This window comes from Micromonospora globbae, from assembly GCF_003610785.1.
In the GTDB taxonomy this organism is placed as follows: domain Bacteria; phylum Actinomycetota; class Actinomycetes; order Mycobacteriales; family Micromonosporaceae; genus Micromonospora; species Micromonospora globbae.
Window position 1 is genome coordinate 20,927 of the sequence record NZ_RAQQ01000034.1, and the last position, 21,793, is coordinate 42,719.

At 71.4% G+C, this 21,793-nt stretch carries 20 protein-coding genes; 13 read left to right on the forward strand and 7 right to left on the reverse strand.

What is annotated here, in order from left to right; translation table 11 throughout:
• The 3 genes from D7I43_RS29810 to D7I43_RS29820 are packed head-to-tail and all read right to left on the reverse strand — an operon-like array spanning position 1 to position 2,051.
• Positions 1 to 327 carry a hypothetical protein gene (locus D7I43_RS29810; protein ID WP_192902306.1) on the reverse strand — a complete coding sequence of 109 codons (327 nt, stop codon included), beginning with the start codon at positions 325 to 327 and terminating at the stop codon, positions 1 to 3.
• Positions 328 to 346: 19 nt separating this feature from the next.
• Positions 347 to 1,201: an MOSC domain-containing protein gene (locus D7I43_RS29815; protein WP_120331912.1), complete on the reverse strand. Its 855-nt coding sequence runs from the start codon at positions 1,199 to 1,201 to the stop codon at positions 347 to 349.
• Positions 1,202 to 1,205: 4 nt separating this feature from the next.
• Complete coding sequence (locus D7I43_RS29820) at positions 1,206 to 2,051, reverse strand: O-methyltransferase (protein ID WP_240033253.1); 846 nt, start codon at positions 2,049 to 2,051, stop codon at positions 1,206 to 1,208.
• 129 nt (positions 2,052 to 2,180) lie between these two features.
• Here D7I43_RS29820 and D7I43_RS29825 point away from each other — a divergent pair, with 129 nt between their 5' ends.
• Both D7I43_RS29825 and D7I43_RS29830 read left to right on the forward strand, forming a co-directional pair.
• A complete protein-coding gene (locus tag D7I43_RS29825; protein WP_120331913.1) occupies positions 2,181 to 3,248 on the forward strand; it encodes an LCP family protein in 1,068 nt (355 codons plus the stop codon).
• A 110-nt stretch (positions 3,249 to 3,358) separates the two neighbouring features.
• On the forward strand, positions 3,359 to 4,909 hold the full coding sequence (locus D7I43_RS29830) for a sugar transferase (protein WP_120331914.1): 1,551 nt from the start codon (positions 3,359 to 3,361) through the stop codon (positions 4,907 to 4,909).
• A gap of 34 nt (positions 4,910 to 4,943) precedes the next feature.
• On the opposite strand, the gene rfbD is transcribed toward D7I43_RS29830, so the two are convergent.
• Positions 4,944 to 5,813: a dTDP-4-dehydrorhamnose reductase gene (rfbD, locus tag D7I43_RS29835; protein WP_120331915.1), complete on the reverse strand. Its 870-nt coding sequence runs from the start codon at positions 5,811 to 5,813 to the stop codon at positions 4,944 to 4,946.
• The gene (gene rfbB, locus D7I43_RS29840) at positions 5,810 to 6,823 is read right to left on the reverse strand and encodes a dTDP-glucose 4,6-dehydratase (protein ID WP_120331916.1); all 1,014 of its coding nucleotides are present in this window, start codon (positions 6,821 to 6,823) and stop codon (positions 5,810 to 5,812) included. Before rfbB ends, rfbD begins: the two co-directional genes overlap by 4 nt.
• Positions 6,824 to 6,906: 83 nt before the next feature.
• On the opposite strand from rfbB, the gene rfbA reads away from it, so the two are divergent.
• Both rfbA and D7I43_RS29850 read left to right on the forward strand, forming a co-directional pair.
• Positions 6,907 to 7,803: a glucose-1-phosphate thymidylyltransferase RfbA gene (rfbA, locus tag D7I43_RS29845; RefSeq protein ID WP_120331917.1), complete on the forward strand. Its 897-nt coding sequence runs from the start codon at positions 6,907 to 6,909 to the stop codon at positions 7,801 to 7,803.
• Positions 7,790 to 8,428, forward strand: coding sequence for a dTDP-4-dehydrorhamnose 3,5-epimerase family protein (locus tag D7I43_RS29850; RefSeq protein WP_120331918.1), 639 nt, complete (start codon positions 7,790 to 7,792; stop codon positions 8,426 to 8,428). Before rfbA ends, D7I43_RS29850 begins: the two co-directional genes overlap by 14 nt.
• Positions 8,429 to 8,549: 121 nt before the next feature.
• Here D7I43_RS29850 and D7I43_RS29855 read toward each other — a convergent pair whose 3' ends face one another.
• On the reverse strand, positions 8,550 to 9,269 hold the full coding sequence (locus D7I43_RS29855) for a YveK family protein (RefSeq protein WP_120331919.1): 720 nt from the start codon (positions 9,267 to 9,269) through the stop codon (positions 8,550 to 8,552).
• Between the two features lie 273 nt (positions 9,270 to 9,542).
• Here D7I43_RS29855 and D7I43_RS29860 point away from each other — a divergent pair, with 273 nt between their 5' ends.
• The 7 genes from D7I43_RS29860 (at position 9,543) to D7I43_RS29890 (ending at position 17,633) form a co-directional block, all read left to right on the forward strand.
• Positions 9,543 to 10,739, forward strand: coding sequence for a polysaccharide biosynthesis protein (locus D7I43_RS29860; protein ID WP_120331920.1), 1,197 nt, complete (start codon positions 9,543 to 9,545; stop codon positions 10,737 to 10,739).
• 20 nt (positions 10,740 to 10,759) lie between these two features.
• Positions 10,760 to 11,593 carry a glycosyltransferase family 2 protein gene (locus D7I43_RS29865; RefSeq protein ID WP_240033255.1) on the forward strand — a complete coding sequence of 278 codons (834 nt, stop codon included), beginning with the start codon at positions 10,760 to 10,762 and terminating at the stop codon, positions 11,591 to 11,593.
• Positions 11,590 to 12,684 (forward strand): glycosyltransferase family 4 protein, encoded by a 1,095-nt coding sequence (locus D7I43_RS29870; RefSeq protein ID WP_120331922.1) that lies wholly within the window; start codon positions 11,590 to 11,592, stop codon positions 12,682 to 12,684. The genes D7I43_RS29865 and D7I43_RS29870 overlap by 4 nt, the downstream gene beginning before the upstream one ends.
• A complete protein-coding gene (locus D7I43_RS29875; protein ID WP_120331923.1) occupies positions 12,671 to 14,047 on the forward strand; it encodes a hypothetical protein in 1,377 nt (458 codons plus the stop codon). Before D7I43_RS29870 ends, D7I43_RS29875 begins: the two co-directional genes overlap by 14 nt.
• Positions 14,044 to 14,970, forward strand: coding sequence for a glycosyltransferase family 2 protein (locus D7I43_RS29880; protein WP_120331924.1), 927 nt, complete (start codon positions 14,044 to 14,046; stop codon positions 14,968 to 14,970). Before D7I43_RS29875 ends, D7I43_RS29880 begins: the two co-directional genes overlap by 4 nt.
• The gene (locus tag D7I43_RS29885) at positions 14,970 to 15,839 is read left to right on the forward strand and encodes a glycosyltransferase family 2 protein (RefSeq protein ID WP_120331925.1); all 870 of its coding nucleotides are present in this window, start codon (positions 14,970 to 14,972) and stop codon (positions 15,837 to 15,839) included. Before D7I43_RS29880 ends, D7I43_RS29885 begins: the two co-directional genes overlap by 1 nt.
• A gap of 228 nt (positions 15,840 to 16,067) precedes the next feature.
• Positions 16,068 to 17,633: a glycosyltransferase family 39 protein gene (locus tag D7I43_RS29890; protein ID WP_120331926.1), complete on the forward strand. Its 1,566-nt coding sequence runs from the start codon at positions 16,068 to 16,070 to the stop codon at positions 17,631 to 17,633.
• Positions 17,634 to 17,726: 93 nt separating this feature from the next.
• On the opposite strand, the gene D7I43_RS29895 is transcribed toward D7I43_RS29890, so the two are convergent.
• Positions 17,727 to 19,001 carry a hypothetical protein gene (locus tag D7I43_RS29895; protein WP_120331927.1) on the reverse strand — a complete coding sequence of 425 codons (1,275 nt, stop codon included), beginning with the start codon at positions 18,999 to 19,001 and terminating at the stop codon, positions 17,727 to 17,729.
• A gap of 152 nt (positions 19,002 to 19,153) precedes the next feature.
• On the opposite strand from D7I43_RS29895, the gene D7I43_RS29900 reads away from it, so the two are divergent.
• Positions 19,154 to 20,014: a MurR/RpiR family transcriptional regulator gene (locus D7I43_RS29900; RefSeq protein ID WP_120331928.1), complete on the forward strand. Its 861-nt coding sequence runs from the start codon at positions 19,154 to 19,156 to the stop codon at positions 20,012 to 20,014.
• 12 nt (positions 20,015 to 20,026) lie between these two features.
• Positions 20,027 to 21,682 (forward strand): urocanate hydratase, encoded by a 1,656-nt coding sequence (gene hutU, locus D7I43_RS29905; protein WP_120331929.1) that lies wholly within the window; start codon positions 20,027 to 20,029, stop codon positions 21,680 to 21,682.
• Positions 21,683 to 21,793 lie beyond the last annotated feature (111 nt).

A 21,793-nucleotide genomic window follows, 5' to 3' on the forward strand; every position in this document is an offset into this window, starting at 1 on the left:
CTACGACCGGGACGCCGGACCGGCACGCCGGCGCAGGAGGCCGGCGGCTATCTCGCTGAGCGACTCCAACGGCTCCGCGAGCGCCGGCCGGCGGCGTAGCTCGTCCTCGAGGCGTACCCGCCACCGGCCGACCTCGAGGAGGCCGGACTGCGGGTCCACCGCCCCGCGCAACCGCTCACGCGTCTGGTCGAGGTCCGCCTGGCAGGAGACGCCGAGCAGGTCACCGACCTCGGCGCTGAGCCACCCGTACAGGTCGTCGTCGCGGACCGATCCGACGAACACCCGGGCCGCGTTCCACGCCACCCGGGGCTGGTGGAGCACTCTCATCACGCCACCTCCGGGACCATCATCGATCCGCCGGTCCGGGCCGGACAAGGGGACCGTCGGCCGGCACGACCACCGCGTCACCGACGGCCAGCGGGCCGGTGTCCAGGGGAACGAGGTGGAGTCCGAAGAGGAGCTTCTGCCGGACGTTGCGGTGACGGCCGAGCGTGCGCAGCGGTTCGCGGCCGCGTACCCCGGTCTCCTGGTCGGTGGTGGTCACCACGCAGCGGTCGCACGCTCCGGCGGCGCGCATCCGCACACCGCCGACGCGCAGCGGCCGGCCCACCCAGCCGTCCTCGGCCCACGCGGGAGCGCCCTCCACGACCAGGTTGGGTCGGAAGCGGTCCATCGGCACCGCGTCCTCGCCCGCCTCCGCGAGCCGGTCGTTGAGCGCCGCCAGCGACGCCGCGTTCGTCAGGAGCAGCGGGTACGCGTCCGCGAAGGCGACCTGGTCGCCGGTGTCGTGTTCCCGCTCGTCGGCGGCGAGGTGGCGGGTGGGCTCGGCGAGGAACACCAGCCGGACCGGCCGGCCGAGCAGCGCACCGAGCCACCGGTCGGCGGCCGGCCCGGCGGGCAGCGCCGGCACCGGCAGCTTCCGGCTGCGGAAGGTGCGCACCCGCACCGGCTCGCCGCCGACCGGCTCCGGCACGTCCAGGTCGGGTCGCCCGGCGGCGCGCAGCACGAGACCGCCGTCGCGGGTCGTGGCGTGCAGGGCGACCAGCCGGCTGGTCTCCCGCTGGGTGACGCCGACACCGTCGGCGTCCACCACCATCCAGCGCCGGTCGCCGGCCAGACCCCACGGCAGCACGTGCGCGCCGTCGTGGTCGAGCCGATGGCACCCCTTGACGGGGTACGTGTGGATCGCGCTCAGCCGCATCCGCTCACCATGCCACCCCGATGCCGTCGCCCGGGTACCAGTGGTTGGCCGGGGTCTCCCGGTAGGCGAGGAAGCGCCGGCCGGTGCGTTCGGCGTGCTCGGCGAGGACGTTGGTGGCGGTGACGTTGTCGGTGAGCAGGATCGCGCCGGGGGCCAGCTTGGCCTCCACCGCCGCGAACTCGCGCTTCTCGTGCACCCGGCTGTGGTCGCTGTCGTGCAGGAAGAGGTCGACCGGCCGGTCGAGCGCGCCGATCGAGGCGATCGAGTCGCCGATCACCAGGTCGACGACCTCGGACCAGGGCGCGACCCGGGCCAGGTATCCGGCCTCGGGGTTGATGTCGAGCGAGGTGAGCCGCCCCGGGTGCCCCTCCTGCGCGTTGCGCAGCAGCGCCGCGGCCAGGACGCAGCTGCCGAGTCCCTTGTCCACTCCGGTCTCCACCACGTGGGCCGGGCGGGTGGCGCGGACGAAGGCGTACCAGCCGATCCGGCGCGCGTAGCGGACCTGCCGGTCGGCGAGGCCCCGGCGGGCGGCGCCCGCGGTCGCCTGCTCGATGTGCCGCCGCAGCGCGTCGTCCGACTCGATCTCGGCGAAGTAGCCGCGCACCTGCTTCACGGGCAGGTCGCAGACGACGCTGACGAACCACGCCAGGTGGTGACGGCTGAGCTTCGTCAGGTCGTACGTGTAGTTGTGGTGCTCGCGGGAGGTGACCAGCCACCGGGCCGACGTGCGCAGCACCTTCGCGTCGTGGCGGGCGACCCGGGCCAGGCGCTTGGGGAAGGCGGCCACGGGTGCGAGCGGGGTGCGGGCGATGGCCCGCCGGAGCTTCGTTGCGTCCACGGCTGCGTTCATACCAGGTGATGATGACCAATGGCTGGGAGGTTCGTCCGGCGCGGACGGAAGGACATCGACCCGGGCGGTCACCGATCGTGACCGGACGAGGGGTACGCGAGCCGGGATCGGACTCAGTAGCATCGCGCCATGCGCCATCGCCAGGAGTACGCCGAGCCCGCGACCCAGATCCTCGAGGGGCTGCCGACACCGGACCCGGCCGGACCGGAGGAGTCGCGCCCTCGGCGCCGCCGGTGGCGGAAGGTCCTCCTCATCAGCTTCATCGTGGTGGCGCTGCTCGGCGGCGCCGCCCTGGTCGGCGGTGGCCTCTACGTCCGCTCGATCAACTCGGGCATCGAACGGGTGGACGCGTTCGACGGCGTTCCGGAGGAGTCCCGCCCGCAGGTCGTGGCCAAGGGCGCCATGAACATCATGATCCTGGGCAGCGACTCCCGCGACCCCGAGAACACCGGCGGCTCACGGAGCGACACGATCATCCTGGCCCACCTGCCGGCGGACCGGTCGAGTGCCCAGCTCATCTCGATCCCGCGGGACACCTGGGTGTCGGTGCCGAAGTCGAAGGACGGCCGGGGCGGTCGGGACGCGAAGATCAACGCAGCGTACGCATGGGGTGGCGTTCCGCTGATGGTGCAAACGGTGGAACAGTTCACCGGCGTCCGTATCGACCACGTCTCGATGGTCGACTTCGCCGGCTTCAAGGAGATCGTCGACGCCCTCGGCGGCGTCGAGGTGAACGTGGAGAAGGGCTTCACCACGGCGTACGCGCTCAACGGCAAGCGCACGTTCAACAAGGGCCCGCAGACCATGGACGGGGCGGCCGCGCTCGACTACGCCCGCGAGCGGCACGCCTTCGCCGACGGCGACTTCGCCCGGATCCGCCACCAGCAGCAGGTCATCAAGGCCATCCTGGACAAGGCCGCCTCCGGCGGCACGCTGGCCAGCCCCGGCAAGCTGAACTCGTTCGTCAGGGCCACGGCGGACGCGGTGGCGGTGGACCGGGAACTTTCCCTCGTGGATCTGGCGATGGAACTGCGTGGTCTGCGCAGCGGCAACCTCACGTTCTTCACCTGCCCCACGAAGGGGACGGGTCGCGTCGGCAGCGAGAGCGTCGTGTTCGCCGACAACGCGAAGGCCAAGGTGCTCTTCGACGCGGTCCGCCGCGACGCCGTCCCGGAGATCTTGGCTGCCGGAAAGTAGGATGCCGAAGTGTGCCGTGGGCTCTGGTTTAGCAGCTGACGTGGCCATATCCTTCGATCGCCCATGAGCCGGCACACCCGGCTGGGGGCTTTCACGGGGGAGGACCGACCATGTCAGGCCAATCGGCGATCAGTGATCCGGCTGCCGTGGCTCCGCGCCACACCGACGAGCGGTCGGATCTGGAGGCACCGGACGAGCGAACGGCCGATCCGGGAAGCGTCCCGGCGGTTCGCTCGACCCAGCCAGCGGACGGGCCGCCGGCCGAGGCCGGGAGCCGCAGCGGCCTCGACACGACCGCGGTGCTGCCGTACGCCGGCTCCCGCGCCTCGACGCGCACGCGGTGGCTGCGCTCGTGGATGCTGACCGCTCCCGTCGACGTCGTCGCGCTCCTGGCGCCGCTGCTGCTGACCCAGAACTACTGGCGCGGCACGCTGGCCAACGCGGCGCTCACGGTGGCCATCTTCGCGACCGGAGGGCTCTACGGGCCCCGCCGGCACATCGGCATCCTCGACGAGTTGCCGAGCATCTGCGGGCGGCTGCTGGCGTCCGCCGCCGTCGTGGCGATCATCGCGGCCGAGCGCCACGACTCGGTGGCGTACGTCGGCGGCTTCATGCGCGGCGTGGCCATCTCCGCCGGGCTGGTCATCGTCGGCCGCGCGTTCAGCCGGATGTTCGCGAACCTGGCGCGCAAGCGCCGCTGGGTGGAGCACAACGCCATCATCATCGGCAGCGGCCCGATCGGCGTCGAACTCGCGCGGCTCCTGCGGCGCTACCCGCAGTACGGCCTGCGGTTCGTGGGCTGCGTCGACGCTCCCTCGCGGCAGGGCACGGCCGCCGTTCCGCTGATCGGCACCCTCGACGACCTCGAGAAGCTCACCACGATGCTGGAGTGCGACGTCCTGGTCATCGCCGACCCGGACTGTCCCGAGTCCACCCTCATGGAGATCCTGCTGGCGCCGGCCACGTCCCGCTGCGACCTGTGGGCGGTGCCGCGCCTGTGGGGGTCCCGCTCCCTCGGTCGGTACCCCGACCACATCGGAGCCATCCCCATCGTGAAGATCGGCGACACCACGCTCTCCGGCCCCCGGTGGGCGGTGAAGCGGGCCTCCGACGCGCTGTTCGCCCTGGTGGCGTTGATCGTGCTGAGCCCCGTGCTGCTGCTCTGCGCCATCGCGACGTTCCTCGAAGGGGGCCGGGGCATTTTCTTCTACCAGGAGCGGATCGGCCGGTACGGCAAGCCGTTCAAGGTCATCAAGTTCCGCTCCATGCGCCCGGTCAACGAGCACGAGTCGCAGACGAACTGGTCGATCGCGCACGACCGGCGCGTCGGGCCCGTCGGTCGGTTCATGCGCCGCACCTCGCTGGACGAGCTGCCGCAGCTCTGGAACATCCTCCGCGGCGAGATGAGCGTGGTGGGCCCGCGCCCGGAGCGCCCGTACTTCGTGGAGAAGTTCTCGGCCGAGTACCCCAACTACGCCATGCGTCACCGGGTGCCCGTCGGGCTCACCGGGCTCGCGCAGGTCAGTGGCCTGCGGGGAGACACGCCGATCTCCGACCGGGCCAGGTTCGACAACTACTACATCGAGAACTGGTCGCTCTGGCTCGACATCAAGGTCGTGCTGCGTACCGTCGCGGAGGTGTTCCGCGGCGGCGGTCGGTGACCGGGCGCGGGCGACACCGGGCCGGACCGGCCAGCTAGCCGGCGAAGCCGGAGGCCAGGGCCCGGGCCAGCGCCGATTCCCAGTCACCCATGGGCGGCAGGCCCGCGGCCGCCCACCGCTCGTGCGCCAGGACGCTGTACGCGGGACGCGGCGCCGGGCGGCGGAAGCGGTCGCTGGTGGTCGGGCGGATCCGGTCGGGGTCGAGCCCCCGGAGCGTGAACACCGCGCGGGCGAGGCCGTACCAGGTGGTCTCGCCCGACGCGGTGCCGTGGTAGACGCCGGGGGCGGCCCTCCCGGCGAGCACCGCGTCGGCCAGCGCGACGAGCCGTTCCGCCAGCGCGTACGACCAGGTCGGCTGCCCCCGCTGGTCGTCGACGACGTCGAGCCACTCCCGCTCCCCCGCCAGCCGCAGCATGGTGGCCACGAAGTTGGGACCGTGCTCGCCGTACAACCAGGCGGTGCGCACGATGTGGCCGCCGTCCGGCAACAGCCGGGTCACCGCGACCTCCCCGGCCAGCTTGCTGCGCCCGTACGCGTTCACCGGCGACGGGACGGCGTCCTCCGGGTACGGTTCGGCGGCGTCGCCCCGGAACACGTAGTCGGTCGACACGTGGATCATCCGGGCGCCGGCTGCCGCGCACGCGCCGGCCAGGTGGGCGACGGCGTCCCCGTTGACGGCGGTGGCCGCCGCCTCCTGGGTCTCGGCGCCGTCCACATCGGTCCACGCCGCCGCGTTGATGACGAGGTCGTGCCCGGCGACGGCGGCCCGCACCGCCTCCGGGTCGGTGACGTCGAGTTCGGCGCGCGTCGCGGCCGTGACCGACAGGTCACCCCGTGCGCGCAGGACCGCCAGGAGATCCCGGCCCAGCATCCCGCCGGCGCCGGTGACCAGCAGGCGGCTCACGCGCCGGCCTGGGCCGCGGAGGAGGTCTTCAGCGGTTCCCACCAGGCGCGGTTCTCGCGGTACCACCGCACCGTCTCGGCGAGGCCCTGCTCCAGGTCGACGCTCGGCGCGTACCCCAGCTCCTGGCTGATCTTGGTGATGTCCAGCGAGTAGCGGCGGTCGTGGCCCTTGCGGTCGGCGACCGGCACGACCCGGTCCCAGCCGGCGCCGCAGGCCTCCAGCAGGCGGCCGGTCAGCTCCTTGTTCGTCAGCTCCGTGCCGCCGCCGATGTTGTAGACCTCACCGGCGCGGCCCTTCTGCTGCACCAGCGCGATGCCCCGGCAGTGGTCGTGCACGTGCAGCCAGTCCCGCACGTTGCCGCCGTCGCCGTAGAGCGGCACGGTGCCGCCGTCGAGCAGGTTGGTGACGAACAGCGGGATGACCTTCTCGGGGAACTGGTACGGCCCGTAGTTGTTGGAGCAGCGGGTGACGACGACGTCCAGCCCGTGGGTGCGGTGGTAGGCCAGGACGAGCAGGTCGGAGGCCGCCTTCGAGGCCGAGTACGGCGAGTTCGGCGACAACGGCCAGGTCTCCGTCCACGAGCCGGTCTCGATCGAGCCGTACACCTCGTCGGTCGACACGTGCACGAACCGCGAGGTGCCGTGGCGCAGCGCGGCGTCGAGCAGGGTCTGGGTACCCACGACGTTGGTGGTGACGAACGGCGCCGCCCCGGCGATCGAGCGGTCGACGTGCGATTCCGCCGCGAAGTGCACGATGACGTCGTGACCGGCGACGACCTCGTCGACGAGGGCGGCGTCGCGGATGTCGCCGCGCACGAACCGCAGCCGGGGGTCGTCGGCCACCGGTGCGAGGTTGGCCATGTTGCCCGAGTAGGTCAGGGCGTCGAGCACCGTGACACCGGTCGGGTCGAGCGCCGGCACGTCCGCCGCACTGCCGCCGGGGGCTCCGAGGAGCATGCGGACGTACTCCGACCCGATGAATCCGGCTCCGCCGGTGACGAGGATCCTCACGAGTCAAGAAGTGTACGCAGACCAGCCTCGTCGCAAAGGTGACCCGGACCTCGGATTCGCGCTGCTGCCGGTAGCCTCCCCGTGTGCGCGGAATCCTTCTCGCTGGCGGCACCGGCTCACGGCTCTGGCCGGTCACCCGGGCGGTGTCCAAACAGCTGATGCCGGTCTTCGACAAACCGATGATCTACTACCCGCTCTCCACGCTCGTGATGGCCGGGGTGCGGGAGATCCTGGTGATCACCACCCCCGAGGACCAGGCCCAGTTCCGGCGACTGCTCGGTGACGGCAGCCAGTGGGGCCTGCGACTGGAGTACGCGACGCAGGCCCGCCCGGAGGGCATCGCCCAGGCCTTCCTGCTGGGCGCGGACTTCATCGGCGACGAGTCGGTGGCGCTCATCCTGGGCGACAACATCTTCTACGGCGTCGGCCTGGGTCGGCAGCTCGCCGCCGAGGGCGACCCGGTCGGCGGGCGGGTGTTCGCGTACCCGGTGGCCGACCCGACGGCGTACGGCGTCGTCGAGTTCGACGCCGACGGCCGGGTGCTCTCGATCGAGGAGAAGCCGGAGAAGCCGAAGTCCCGGTACGCGGTGCCGGGCCTGTACTTCTACGACAACCGGGTCGTCGACATCGCCCGGGGCCTGAAGCCCAGCGACCGGGGCGAGCTGGAGATCACCGCGGTGAACGAGGCGTACCTGGCCACCGGCGAACTGGCGGTGACCGTGCTGGACCGCGGCACCGCCTGGCTGGACACCGGCACGTTCACGGCGATGATGCAGGCCGCCGAGTTCGTGCGGGTGATCGAGGAACGCCAGGGCCTGAAGATCGGCTGCGTCGAGGAGGTCGTCTGGCGGGCCGGCCTCATCGACGACGAGCGGTTGCGCGAGCTGGCCCGACCGCTGGTCAAGAGCGGGTACGGCGACTACCTGCTCAACCTGCTGGACGATGCGCATGGGAAGCCGGTGGCGCGTGAAGCTGCGTGAGTTGGGCGTCGAGGGCGCCTGGGAGATCACGCCCCAGCAGCACGGCGACCCGCGCGGGCTGTTCATGGAGTGGTACCGCTTCGACCACCTCGCGGCGGCGGTCGGCCACCCGCTCCGGCTCGCCCAGGGCAACCTCTCGGTCTCCGCGCAGGGGGTCGTCCGGGGCATCCACTTCGCCGACGTCCCGCCCGGCCAGGCCAAGTACGTCACCTGCGTACGCGGGGCGGTCCTCGACGTGATCGTGGACATCCGGGTGGGGTCGCCGACGTTCGGCCGCTGGGAGGCGGTCCGCCTGGACGACGTCGACCGCCGGGCGGTCTACCTGAGCGAGGGTCTGGGGCACGGCTTCTGCGCCCTGACCGACGACGCCACCCTGACCTACCTCTGTTCCACCACGTACAACCCGACGGCCGAGCACGCCGTGCACCCGCTCGACCCGGAGCTGGCGATCGACTGGCCTGCGGAGACGCCGCAGTTGTCAGCCCGGGACGCCGCCGCGCCGAGTCTGGCCGAGGCGCGGAAATCGGGGCTGCTTCCGGACTACGAGACCTGTCAGTCGTTCACGGCCAGCCTACGTTCGGGCATCGCCTCCGCCCGTGCGGGCGGCCCTGCCTCCGCCCCGTGACGGCTGGTCGGCACCGGAACCCACCAGGGGGAAGGTGCCGGAGGGCACAACGGTCAGGAGGCCCGTCCGATTGCGGCCGACGCCGCTCAGAGCTGCGCCAGGGACCGGAGCAGGCCACTGTTCAGCCGGCAGATGCAGCGGTCTCCGCCTCGTCGGCACCGCCCTCCGACCGCTGCGACGAGCGCCACCGTTCCCGGGCAGCCTTCCAGACCGTTCTCACGTCGGCTTGGACCGGCGTGCCGTCCCGCCGGTAGGAACGGGCGAGGGCCACACCGACCCCGATCAACAACCCACCGAGCACCCCGCCGGCCACGTGCAGCGGCCAGGGCACTGCCTCAGGCCGGTCGGGAACGGCAGGAGGCTGGACCACCGATGCCTTCGCCTTGGCGCCGAGGCCGGCGGGCGCCAGGTCGCGGTCGGCGATCCGCTGCAGCTCGACGGCGAGCGCCTCGGCGATCGCCGCGGTGGTCTGTGCGTCGCGGTACGTGACGCTGACGTCGATCGCCAGGCTGTCCAACGGTGACGACGCCACGATGGCGTCGGCCAACTGCGCCGGGGTGTCCGGTAGGCCGAGCGATTCGATCACGGGAACCGTCAACCGGGGCGTGTTCATCATGCTGGCGTAACTCTTCACCCGCCGCTGCATCAGCTTGCCCGCGTCGGGTGGCGGAGAACTCGCGGCTTCCCCCGCACCGTCCGCCACGAACGTGACGAGCAACTGCACCTCGGACCGGTAGCTCGGAGGCTGACGTGCGGCCAGGACGCCGGTCGCGACCCCACCCAGCAGCGCGAGCAGGACGACGGTGATCCAATACGCGCCGAGGTTGCGGGCGAGGTACATGCGGCTCCATGTCGATCGGTCACCGAAGAGCGCCAGCCTACCTCTCCGCTCTCCCGGCTCGGGCGGGCCACGGGCGGTTCACGTCGCACGCCACCTCGGCCTTACGGTCGATTGCGGTGACGAACACGGTTCGGGTAGAAAGTGCCAGCGACGGGGGACTCGTCGTACCCGCACATCTACCACATTTCGGGGGAGACGAGTGGAAGGCGTGTCGCTGGTCGGCGCTGCTCGGTCATGGTCAGGCTCTGACCCGGTGGGCGCTCGGGACAGCGGGTGCTGAGTCTGGTTCGGGGGCTCGTCTCACCCGAACGTCTGTACATCGCCGCACTCGGCCTGACCGGCCTCGCCGCGCTCGTGTCGGTGACGCTGCCGGCCGCGGAGCGCGGCGAACTCGCCGCCAACATGGTGAGTGCCACGATGGGTGCGGCGCTCGGTGGTCTGTCCCTCGACACGTTCCTGCTCTCCCGTCCCGCCGGTTGGGTCTTTTCCCGGGGGCGGTTGTGGATCCTCACCATCCTCGGAGTCTCGCTCGGGTTGACGGCCGCCACGGCGGCGCTACTCACGGCGTTCGCCGGCATCGGTAGCTACGCCGTCGGCATCGGCGCGGGTTGCGCCCTCACCGTGTTCAACACGGCCGCGTCGCTGGGTCTGCGGCTGAAGAAGTTCTGGTTCGTGTACTCGATGCGCGCGGCAGGAGGCGCGGTGCTCGTGGCCGGCTACGCCATCCTCTTTGTGCGTGGCAAGGTCGACGGGAGCCTCTGGAGCGTGCTCTGGCTCCTCGTGCAGCTCGCCACCGCGGCCGTCCTGGCCATGACGGTCCTGGTCTGGGCGCGACGGTTCCGGCCACTGCCAGCGGGAACGGCCGGTCGCGCCGAGTACCGCGCGGACGCCGTCGCCGTCGGGCAACTGCACGTCGGTGTCTGCGCCCAGATGCTGACCTACCGGTTGAGCCAGATCCTCGTCGCCCGGTTCGCCGGCGCGGGCCCGCTCGGCGTCTACGCCCTGGCCGTGGCCGCGCTCGAGTTCGCTCAGTCGGGCGCGGTGGTCAGAGCTCAGCGGATCCTCGCCGAGCGGGACCCCGACGCGATCCAGGACCAGAGCCGGGCGGTGGTGAGGACGGCGCTGCCGGTGGCGTCCCTGGCTGTGATCGGGCTCGCTGCCCTCGGCCTTCTGGCTCCCGACTACGGCCAAGCGTGGATCTTCGGCCTGCTTCTGCTGCCAGGAACGCTGGCGCTCTCGGCTGGCAAGACCTGGAGTGCGGCCCTCCTCAAGCGCAGCGGCGAGCGGGCGACCACCGCGGTCGCCCTCGTGACGATGTCCGTCTCGGTCGTCCTGTACTTTCTCCTCATCCCATGGGCCGGCGCAATCGGCGCCGCCCTGGCGTCGTCGATGGCGTACGGCGTGTACGCGTTCCGAACCCGGCAGAGCCTGCAGCGATCGTCGCACCTACTCCTCAATCGGATGGCATAGCGGTGGATGTCTCAATCGTCGTGTTGACCTGGGAAGACTTTGAGCGCACCAACGGTTGCGTCAAATCGCTGCCCCCCGACGCGGAGATCATCGTCGTGGACAACGGCAGTGCTGCGGAGATCAGTGCGGCGCTGCGCGCGATGTGCGACGAGACCGGCGCCCGTTACGTCCGGTCCGAGACGAACCTGGGCTACGCCAAGGGTATGAACCTCGGCGTACGGCACAGCACCCGCTCGCGGGTGATCTTGTCGAACAACGACATCGTCGTCCAGCCCGGCGCCATCGAGAAACTGCTTGCGCGACTCGACGACCCGGCGGTAGGGGCCGCCTTCCCGAAGGTGCTGGATGTCACCGGGAAGGATCAGACGGCGGCGGGACGATTCCTGACGGTGGCCACGGGCCTCGGGCACGCCACTGGACTCAGCGTGTTGTTTCCCCGCCTGCGGATCGTTTCGACGCCGGAGCACGGTGACTGGCTTTCCGGGCCGTTCGTCGCCATCCGTCGACAGACGCTCGACGAGATCGGTGGCGTCGACGAGTCGTCCTTCTTCTATTCAGAGGATCTGCGTCTCTGCTGGGCGATCCGGCGGCGAGGGCTGCGGCTGGCCTACGTTCCGGAGGCCGTCGTGACGCACGAGGACGACGCGAGCGCCAAGGTCCGATGGGGGGCGGAGGAGATCTCCCGCCGGCAGACCCGCGAGTTCATCCGGGCCAGCCGGGAGCTGGCCGGCTGGCGCGGCACGATCGCCTGCTCCGCCTACACGTTCGGAGTACTCCTGCGCGCGGTGGTCGGTGGCGGTCCCGCCCGGCGAGCGGTAGCCAGAGGCGCCCTCGAAGGGATGAGCACCCGATGAGGATCCTGTTCGTGTGCACGACGGGCGGCTCTGGACGGCGGCAGCTCGGCGGCGCCGAGCGCTTCCTCATCGAGATGCTCCCGGCGTTGTCCGAGCAGGGCGTGCAGGTCGTCGCCGCGACCCCTGACGACGAGGTGGCCGAATCGCTACGCGCGTCGGGTGTCCCGTGGTTCCCACTGGGTGCCCGACGGCGGATCGACCTGGCGTACGCGCGGGAGATCCGGCGCCTCGTGACCGAGGTCGAGCCGGACGTCGTGAGCGCCCATCTGCTGTCGGCGGCGATGCACGTGCGAGCGGGGCTGGGCATCCAGGGGCGGAGGACACCGCTGGTAGTGGCGCTGCACAACAGTCTGTGGCAGTACCGTGATGCCGCGGAGTCACTGCGGGCGAAGGCCGCGGTACAGGCGAACATCACCACGGACCTGCTCTCCCGCCGGCTCCGGCCGCACGCGACCGTCGCGGTCTCCGCCTTCGAGGCAGAAGAGCTGAGGGTACGCGGACACGTCCGTGACGTTCATGTCATCAACAACCCGCTGCCCGCGGTGTGGCCGAGCGTGGACGACGCAGCGGACCTCCGTACCGGGGAACCTGTCCGGGTCGGATTCCTCGGCCGGATCGAGAAGGAGAAGGGCGCCGACCTCCTGGGGGACATCGCTACCGCGCTACCCGAGATCGAGTTCCTGGTCGCAGGCGCGGGAACCGTTCCCCTGCCGCCGCTTCCGAATCTCGAGCTCGTCGGTCGGGTGGACGCGGCGGCCTTCCTGCAGAAGATCGACTGCCTGCTCGTGCCGTCCCGAGTGGAGTCCTTCGGACGCAGCGCCCTGGAAGCGATGTCCCTGGGGGTACCGGTCGTGCACTCCGGCGTCGGCGGACTGGCCGAGATCACCCGGCGGGCCACCGGCGTTCTCGCGTATCAAGCGGACATGACGGCACCGGCGATGGTGGCGGCCATCCGGATGGCGACGACGAGCTCCGCCTACACCGACCAACGCCGTGAACTGGCGCGCGAGTACGCACTGGAGTACTCGTTCCAGCGATGCGTACAGAACTGGCTCCAGCTGTACCGAGCGGTCGCCGATGACCGCCGCTGAGAAGCGGCTCTGGTCCGTCGGCACACCCGTCGTCGCCGGTGTGCTCCTCCTCCTCGGCACACAGAACGCTGGCGTCGCGGTCACGTTCGGGCTCACGGTGGCTGCCCTCTGGGCCGCCCGGCGGCGCATGTGGGCGCTCGCCGCCTGCGCGGCCGCCTGGAGCGCCGCCTTCCTCGCCGTACTGGCCCTGCCCGGGCCGTACGACTCCTGGGCCGGCAGCGCCGTGCTGCCCGTTCTCGCCGGATACGTAACGATCTTTCTTGTCGCGTGGTCCGTCGGGAGGCGGGTGAGCGGCTCGTCGTTCTCCGTCGTCGCGCCGCCTCGGCCCCGCCTCTCCTGGCCGTCCGAACGGCGACTGCTCACGTACCTCGCCGTGCTGCTCGCCATCGCGGTCGTGACGGCGGCGGTGCGGTATCGGGGTGTGGTTCCGCCCCTTCTCGCCGACAACCCCGACGCCGCGCGGCAAGTGCTGCGGCAGCAGTCGAACGTCGTCGTCGGGCTGCTGTCCGAGGCGTGGACGCTCGGCATGGCAATCTCCCTCCTGCGCGCTCTGACCGGGAGCCTGCGAGGATCGCTCATTTACTACGCGCTCGCCGGCGTGTTCACCGTCGGAGCGGCCCTCGGGGCGAGCAAGAACTCGGTGCTGGTCGGCATCGCGCCCGCCCTCATCACCGCCCTGTCGGTACGTCGTCCACCGTGGCGGGCAGCGAAGCTCCTTCCGGCCAGACTCCTCCCAGCGAAGCTCCTTCCGCGGAAGTCCGTCCCGAGAACGGCCGCCGTCCTCCTCATCGGCGCCGTGGCTCTCGGAGCCGCGGTCTACCTCGGTGGTCAGCGCACCCTCGCGGGCACGGGCACCTTCGAGACCGAGTTCCGGTCCCGGTACGGCAACAACGCCCTGGCCAGCAGCGCTGGCTCGCTCGACCTGTCGCTCAGCTCCTCGACAGAGACGTTCGGCCGGCTCTGGTCGCAGCGAGAGCACCTGGAGCCGGCGTACGGCGCCTATTCGCTGACCTTCCTGGGTTCCCGGGTGCAGCCACTCGTCGGCGAGGTCGACCTGTACGGCGTGACGGCGCAGCTCAGTCAGCCGTACTTCATGAACACCGCGACGTTCGCGGCCATCCCCCTACTCGACTACGGTCCGGTCGGCGCTCTGTTCTTCTTCGCCGCGCTGGGGCTGGCCGTCGGGGCGAGCGAGCGCTGGTTCGAGTTCTCGACTCAACCGGCGGAGCAGTTGGGACGGGGCTTCATCGTGTACTTCGCCCTGTTCGGCATATACGAGCTCTATCCGCTCATCTATCCGACCTGGCTGAGCCTGGTGCCCGGGCTCTGGGTCCTGTATCGGCTGGGGAGACCCGCGAGATGAATGCCTCGCCCGTCACGGGCCTCACGATCGTCACCGTCCTCTACCGGTCCGGCGAGATGCTGGCGCAGACGCTGCCGACGTGGGTACGCAGTGCCCGTGAGCTGCCGGTGCACTTCATCTTTGCCGACAACTGGCCGGAGGACGGGTGCGAGAAGCTCATCGCCGAGCACCTGGATGACGGGCGGTACCTGTACCTCCCGGACTCGTCGAATCCCGGCTTCGCGGCAGGCTGCAACCGGGCGGTCACGGCCGCGACCACGAGCCACGTGCTGCTGCTGAACCCGGATGTCTGGCTGCCCGACGACGCGCTCGGCCGGATCTTCGCAGCCGTCGCGGACCACCCGGCCGAACCCGTCGCGGTCGGGCTCGCCATGCACGGGGGCGAGTACGTGGGCATCGACATCAACCCCATCTCGCTCTTCATCGACCGGCCCGCGACGTCCGCACGTCGACCGCTCGGCCCGTCGGGCGGCGCCGCCGTATTCCCCACCGAGCTCTTCCAACGCTTCGGCGGGTTCTACGAGCACCTCTTCGCCTGGGGCGAGGACGCCGACCTCGCCTTCCGCCTCCACGCCTCCGGATCCCGCACCCGGGAACTCGATCTCGTGCTCCCGCACGCCGGCGGTCACAGCGTCGAGGGCGACAACAAGCTCCAGGGCTTCCGCGCCTTCCTCCTGGCCCGCAACCGGCTCCTGGTAGCGGCCCGGACCTTCACCTGGCCGCTGATGCTCGTGGCGATTCCCGTACTCGCGGTGGCGCACCTCGCACTGGCAGCCCGCCGTGCCCGCCAGGGCCTGCTACGGCCGTTCCTCCGCGGCGTGGGGCGCGGCCTCCTCGACGCGCCAGCCGCCCGGCGGCAGTGGAAGGGCAAGCGGTTCGGCTTCGCATCCCTGTACAGCTACCTGACAGTTCGGAGAGCCTGATGGCAGGACATCGCTGGAGCGTCGTGACGGTCACCTACAACTCGGCCGACACCCTGCGCCGATGCTGGCACGACGAGGCCAAGCCGTACGAGTGGATCGTCGTCGACAACGCCTCGTCGGACGACTCCGCCACGGTGGCCAAGGAGTTGGGCGCCCAGGTCATCCGGCTCCCGGAGAACGTCGGCTTCTCCCGTGCGAACAATGTCGGGCTTCGCCAGGCGGCTGGAGACTACCTCCTGTTCGCGAACCCGGATCTGGAGATACACCCAAGCGGCTTCGACGTGCTGGCGGGGCACCTTGACATGCACGGTGGGCTGGCGGCGCCCCAACTACTCTCGTCGGACGGCGTCGCCCAGCCCAACGGCCGCGGCTTCCCCTATGCCACCGCGAAGGTGGGCAACCGCAAGGTCTGGCCGTTGTCCCGACTGCACGCCTCGTACCGTCTCACCGCCGGGCCGGGTGAGGCCCTGTGGGTGGCCTGGGTGATGGGCGCGGCCGTCGCCGCACGGACGGCGGATTTCGTGGAACTGGGCGGGTGGAACGAACGGTTCTTCCTCTACTACGAGGACCATGAGCTCGGCCTGCGGGCATGGCGCAGGGGACTGCCCGTCGCCCTGATCGGCGACGTCCGGTGGATCCACCACTGGGGAAGGGCCACGAACTCCTTCCGGTGGTCGCGCGCGCACACGCTGGAGCTGCAGAGCGCCCGGACGTTCTTCGGGATGTTCCCCGAGTTCCTGGTGGGCCTCCCGCCGGCTTCCCGGCGCCACCGGCACGCGGCCCGCATGATCGGTTCACCGGTGCCGCCCACCCCAGCCGCCGTGCCACGCGACCCGGTGCCCGCGCCTCCGCGGCCCGCGGCTGACTGAGCCGTGTTCGTCGTCGCCCGTGCCCGCAGACGGGATGCTCGTCTGACCGCTGAGGACCCTTGGTAGCGTCGCGCCGTGTCCGAGTCGCGCCCGCCTTGGGCCCTAACAACTTCCACACCCGCGGTGGGCGCACGGCAGCCGGTCGCAGCTCCGCTGTCTGAGCGCCCAGCTCCTCCAGCGCCGGAACCCGGGACGCCCGCGCCAGCGGCGCAGAGCTCGCCGGCCCCGATGCCGTACTGGCCGTTCGCCGGCCTGATCATCGCACTCGGCGCCGTACTGAGGATCCGCCAGTGGTCGTTCGCGCGCAGCTTCTGGGGCGACGAACTCTATCTGGTGCACAACCTCCGTGACCGGGGCTACCTCGACCTGCTTGAACCGCTGGCGTTCAGCCAGACGGCACCGCCGGGGTGGTTGTGGCTGGAACGGCTCGCACTGCAGCTCTTCGGTGCCACGGAACGGTCGCTGCGGCTCGTACCCCTGCTGTTCGGGCTGGCGCTGCTACCCCTCGTCGCGTACCTCGGGCGCCGCCTCATGCCGGCACCGTCGGCGCTCGCGGCGCTGCTGCTCGTCGCCATTGCGCCGTTCTTGGTCGGTTACTCGAACGAACTCAAGCAGTACAGCGCCGACGCGTTCTGCGTGACGCTGCTCGTAGGGATCACCCTCCTGCTCACCCGTCAAGCGCTGACATGGCGTGCTGGTCTGGTGTTCTGGGCGACGTCGCTGGTCACACTGGTGCTGAGCACGTTGGCCATTCCGGTCGTCATCGCCCTCGCTGCGTTGCTCACCGTGGATGTTCTGGCACGTCCACGCCGCCCCTCTGGAGAGCGGTGGCAGGAGTTGGCGCGCTTCGCTGCGCCCGCGCCAGTCTGGATCCTCGGTGCGGTCCTGGTGTACGTCCACCTGTTGGCGCCAGGGCTGCGCGATCCGCAGCTAAAGGCCTACTGGCGGGGTAAGTCCATCTATCCGGAACACTCGCTGGGCGACCTACCGGCCACCCTGGACTGGATCGGCGCGACCTACCGGACCTTGGCCTCCGTGCCGTTCGTGATCTGGTCGGCATGGGTCGTCGTGCCGTTGCTGATCATCGGTGCGGTCCTGTGCTGGCGCCGGCTGAATCCTGTTGCCGTGTTCATCCTGCTCGCCCCGCTGGCCGTCGGTCTCGGCGGCGCCGCCCTCTCGATCTACCCCTTCAACGGCCGCTTGGCGCTCTACGCGGTGCCGTCCTGGTTGATGCTGATCGGCTTCGCGCTCGCGTCGCCGCGCGCCCGGCAGGTGGTTCTCGGTTGGATCGGCTGGGCCACGGGGGCGGCTCTGGTGGTCGCGCTGGCGGTGCCGCAGCTGGCGATGGATGTGGTCGTCACCGCGAATCCGGCGCGGGCCTTCAAGCAGGGCGGCGGCGCCAACGTGGCGGACTACCGGTCCGCACTGCGTTACCTGAGCGCCGAGATGCGCCCCGGCGACGTGGTCCTCGCAACCCCCGTGTCGTGGAACGCCCAGGCCCACTACGGCCCTCCGGCCGATGGCTACGTGGTCCCGGCCGAGCCGACCGGCTGCTCGAGACAGCCGGTGTCGACTCTGCTGGCGGGGCGGTCGCGGGTGTGGCTCTTCCAGGCCACCGACTGGGACGAGCTGCAGAACCGGGACCTCATCGTCCGGCTCGGAAGTGGCGGAGCGGCCGTCACCGAGCGGGCCTTCCAGGGTGCCCGTGTCGTGCGGTTCGACCTCACCGGCACCGGGCCCGTCGGCAGCGACGTTTGCCTGGTGCCGCCGCCGAGAGGCGGAGTCGTGCGCTAGCCGGCGATGGACATCGCCCGGCGCACGGGCAGGACCGGTTCCGGTCGCGCCGAGGAGGAGCCGTCGGCCACGGACGTCACGTCGTCCGCCGCGTCAGCTGGTCCGCTGCCACACGTCGCGCAGCGCGTCCCAGTTGCCGGCGATCCCCGCCGCGCACGGAGTCTCGAAGTAGACAGCGGTCATACTGTCGTCGCGGTCCCACCAGATCCCGCAGACTGGCCGTCCGTCGTGCCCGTTGCCCGCGTACTCGACGTAGTTTCCGGGGGCCTTGCTGACCCCGCCCGTTGCCTGCGACGCCTCGCGCAGCCCCGGCGCGAGCGCGCGGTTGACGACACCCATCTCCTGCCGGTAGGCACGCGCAGCGTTCTTCTTGTCCGGCGACTCGTAGAGGGCAAAGTGCACGGACAGGCTGAGGTACCGGCAGAAGACATGCCGCTTCTCGCCCTCCGGCAGCTTCGGGCCGCCGACCTCGGTGTCGATCGCGCATCCGCCGACCTCGGGTAGCCAAGGCTCCGCGATCGGCATGAAGTCGGCATCGAACTTCGCCTTGTTCAGCGAATGCTGCGTGGCCTCGTACAGCGGCGGCGCCGCGCTGGCCGCCGGGCTGGTCGGTTCGTCGTCGCCGAGCGCGCCACCCGCGAGGAACCCGGCGCCGCCAGCCAGGACGGCGGCCAGGATGACCGCTCCGATCCACAGACCGGTCCGGTTGCGTGGCGGTCGCTCGACCGGGGTGATCCGTCGCCCGCCGGAGGTGTCGAACGGGTCCGGAGCGGCAGGGGCCGCGGGCGCGGGGGGAACGGACTGGATCACCGGTAGGTGGACCGTGCTGTCGGCGGGCGGCACCGACGTCACGGGCGCGGCGGTTGGCGACGGCACGGTGGGCGGAGCCGGGACGGAGGGCGCGGACGGCGACACCGGCTCGGGCGGCACGGTAGGCAGCGGGCCGGCGTGCAGAGCCCAGGGAGCACCCGGCCCGCCCGACGTCGGTGCCCCGGAGACCGGCGGGCTCGAAACCTGCTGCGGCACCCCGGACGCCGGCCTTCCGTCCTCATTGGTCGGTGCCGGCTCGAACTCCTGCCCGAGCGCACGGAACAACATCTCCGCGCGCGGGCCGGCCTCGGCCGGATAGGCCACCCACGGCTCCGCCGCGGAGAAGTCGGCGTACGTGTAGGCCCGACCTCCCAGCATCTGAGACATATTGTTGGCGGCGCCGGCGAAAGCCTCCCGCCAACCGGGAGTGTTCGCCGCGGTGGCGTCGAGTACGGCAACCGTGACGAGCCGGCCCTGCCCGTCGATGGCGGCCCAGGCCTTGCCGACTGGACAGCTGCCCAGCGCGTGGGTGAACCGGTACGGGCCAACCGACTGCATGCTCGCTCCCTCTGCTCTACCGCCTCGGGGATCCTACAGAGGTGGCGCTCGTGCGGTCGCCCGCCGGTCGGCCGCCCGACAGCCCGTGGGAGGTGATCGCGACCTGCACGGACGGGTTGCGCTCTGAAAGTTTTCATGCATAGAGTCGCGGAGTGAATGAAGGAGGTGTCGGCCCGTCCACCGATCCGGTGCTCGACCTGTTCCACGGAATTCGGCTGACGCCCACCCAGCGCCGGATCGCTCACTGTCTGGTGCAGCAGCTACCGGCCGCGGCGTACCTCTCCGCCGCCGAGGTCGCCGAGCTCGCAGAGGTCAGCCAGCCGTCGGTCACCCGGTTCGCGATGGCGCTGGGCTACGACGGCTACCCGGCGCTACGCCGCCGGCTACGCGAGATCGCCACCGCGGGGAACGGCACGCCGGCCGCCGCTGGGCCCGCCGGCACCGAGATCCAACGGGCGGTACGCGCCGAGGCCGCCAACCTGCGGCAGCTCGCCGACCAACTCGCCGACGACCAGCGGGTCAGCACGGCCGGCGCGTTGCTCGCGGCCAGCCGCCCGCTACCGGTGCTCGGGCTGCGCGCCGCCGCGCCGCTGGCCGCCTACTTCGCCTACTTCGCCGCCAAGGTCCTGCCGGACGTGCGCACCCTCGACTCCGGCGGCAGCCTGCTCATGGACCGGCTGGACCAGGCCGCCTCGGCCGGGGCGAGCGCGCTGCTCGCGTTCGTGCTGCCCCGCTACCCCCGGGAGACGCTGGATGCGCTGCGCGAGGCCCGCGACGCGGGACTGGCCGTCGTGGCGATCACCGACTCCCCGGTCAGCCCGGCCACCGACCACGCCGAGGTGGTGCTCCCCGCCGCCGTCGGCACCGACCTGGTCTTCGACCTGCACACCGCCCCGATGGCCCTGGCCATGGTGCTCCTCCAGGCGATCTGCGACGCGGCACCGGCCGAGACGCAGCGCCGGCTGGAGGCGTTCGAGGCGTCCGCCGCCCGTCGACAGTTGTTCCTCGACTGAGAGGAGTTCGAGATGCACCAGCCCGTCCGCGCCGCCCGCGGCACCGAACGCACCGCGAAGGGGTGGCCGCAGGAGGCCGCGCTGCGGATGCTCATGAACAACCTGGACCCGGAGGTCGCCGAGCGGCCGGAGGACCTGGTGGTCTACGGCGGCACCGGCCGGGCCGCCCGGGACTGGCCGTCGTACCACGCGCTGGTGCGTACGCTCACGGACCTGCGCGACGACGAGACGATGCTCGTGCAGTCCGGGCGGCCGGTCGGCGTCCTGCGCACCCACGAGTGGGCGCCGCGGGTGCTGCTGGCCAACTCCAACCTGGTCGGCGACTGGGCGACCTGGCCCGAGTTCCGCCGGCTGGAGGCGCTCGGCCTCACCATGTACGGGCAGATGACGGCCGGCTCCTGGATCTACATCGGCACCCAGGGCATCCTCCAGGGCACGTACGAGACGTTCGCGGCGGTGGCCGCCAAGCGGTTCGGCGGCACCCTCGCCGGCACGCTGACGCTGACCGCCGGGTGCGGCGGGATGGGCGGCGCCCAGCCGCTCGCCGTCACGATGAACGGCGGCGCCTGCCTCATCGTGGACGTGGACCGGTCCCGGCTGGAGCGCCGGGTCCGCGACCGCTACCTCGACGAGATCGCCGACGACCTGGACGACGCCGTGGACCGCGTGCTCGCCGCGAAGCGGGAGCGCCGGGCGTTGAGCGTCGGCGTGGTCGGCAACGCGGCGGTCGTCTTCCCCGAGCTGCTGGTGCGGGGCGTCGAGGTCGATGTGGTCACCGACCAGACGAGCGCGCACGACCCCCTGTCGTACCTGCCCGTGGGGGTCGAACTCGCCGACGCCCGCGACTACGCGGCCAGCAAGCCGGCCGAGTTCACCGACCGCGCCCGGGCCTCGATGGCGCGGCACGTGGCGGCCATGGTGGGCTTCCTCGACGCCGGCGCCGAGGTCTTCGACTACGGCAACTCGATCCGGGGCGAGGCGAAGCTCGGTGGGTACGAGCGGGCCTTCGACTTCCCCGGCTTCGTGCCCGCGTACATCCGGCCGCTGTTCTGCGAGGGCAAGGGCCCGTTCCGGTGGGCGGCGCTCTCCGGCGACCCGGCCGACATCGCCGCCACGGACCGGGCGATCCTCGACCTGTTCCCGGAGAACGAGTCGCTCGCCCGGTGGATCCGGATGGCCGGCGAGCGGGTGGCGTTCCAGGGCCTGCCGGCGCGGATCTGCTGGCTCGGCTACGGCGAGCGGGACCGGGCGGGCGTGCGGTTCAACGAGATGGTGGCCTCCGGTGAGCTGTCCGCGCCGGTCGTCATCGGCCGGGACCACCTCGACTGCGGCAGCGTGGCCAGCCCGTACCGGGAGACCGAGGGCATGGCCGACGGCTCCGACGCCATCGCCGACTGGCCGCTGCTGAACGCGCTGGTCAACACGGCCAGCGGCGCCTCCTGGGTCTCCATCCACCACGGCGGTGGCGTGGGCATCGGCCGCTCCATCCACGCCGGGCAGGTATGCGTGGCCGACGGCAGCGCCCTCGCCGGGCAGAAGATCGAGCGGGTGCTCACCAACGACCCGGCGATGGGCGTCATCCGGCACGTGGACGCCGGCTACGACGCCGCCCGCGAGGTCGCCGAGCGCACCGGCGTACGGGTGCCGATGGCCGAGGTGGCGGCATGAGCGAGCGTCAGCGAGCGAATCATCGGCGCAGCGCGGAGGTGCCTCATGCCGGCGCCGAGCGGAGCGAGGTGGCGGCATGAGCGAGCGTCAGCGAGCGAATCATCGGCGCAG

Excerpts from the sequence above, each read along its gene's own strand:
- D7I43_RS29870 (WP_120331922.1), top strand. The coding sequence starts at position 11,590 with ATGAGGATCCTGTTCGTGTGCACGACGGGCGGCTCTGGACGGCGGCAG.
- D7I43_RS29880 (WP_120331924.1), top strand. The coding sequence starts at position 14,044 with ATGAATGCCTCGCCCGTCACGGGCCTCACGATCGTCACCGTCCTCTAC.
- D7I43_RS29810 (WP_192902306.1), bottom strand. The coding sequence starts at position 327 with ATGAGAGTGCTCCACCAGCCCCGGGTGGCGTGGAACGCGGCCCGGGTG.
- D7I43_RS29875 (WP_120331923.1), top strand. The coding sequence starts at position 12,671 with ATGACCGCCGCTGAGAAGCGGCTCTGGTCCGTCGGCACACCCGTCGTC.
- hutU (WP_120331929.1), top strand. The coding sequence starts at position 20,027 with ATGCACCAGCCCGTCCGCGCCGCCCGCGGCACCGAACGCACCGCGAAG.
- D7I43_RS29890 (WP_120331926.1), top strand. The coding sequence starts at position 16,068 with ATGCCGTACTGGCCGTTCGCCGGCCTGATCATCGCACTCGGCGCCGTA.
- D7I43_RS29885 (WP_120331925.1), top strand. The coding sequence starts at position 14,970 with ATGGCAGGACATCGCTGGAGCGTCGTGACGGTCACCTACAACTCGGCC.
- D7I43_RS29855 (WP_120331919.1), bottom strand. The coding sequence starts at position 9,269 with ATGTACCTCGCCCGCAACCTCGGCGCGTATTGGATCACCGTCGTCCTG.
- D7I43_RS29830 (WP_120331914.1), top strand. The coding sequence starts at position 3,359 with ATGTCAGGCCAATCGGCGATCAGTGATCCGGCTGCCGTGGCTCCGCGC.
- D7I43_RS29820 (WP_240033253.1), bottom strand. The coding sequence starts at position 2,051 with ATGAACGCAGCCGTGGACGCAACGAAGCTCCGGCGGGCCATCGCCCGC.
- D7I43_RS29895 (WP_120331927.1), bottom strand. The coding sequence starts at position 19,001 with ATGCAGTCGGTTGGCCCGTACCGGTTCACCCACGCGCTGGGCAGCTGT.
- D7I43_RS29815 (WP_120331912.1), bottom strand. The coding sequence starts at position 1,201 with ATGCGGCTGAGCGCGATCCACACGTACCCCGTCAAGGGGTGCCATCGG.
- D7I43_RS29825 (WP_120331913.1), top strand. The coding sequence starts at position 2,181 with ATGCGCCATCGCCAGGAGTACGCCGAGCCCGCGACCCAGATCCTCGAG.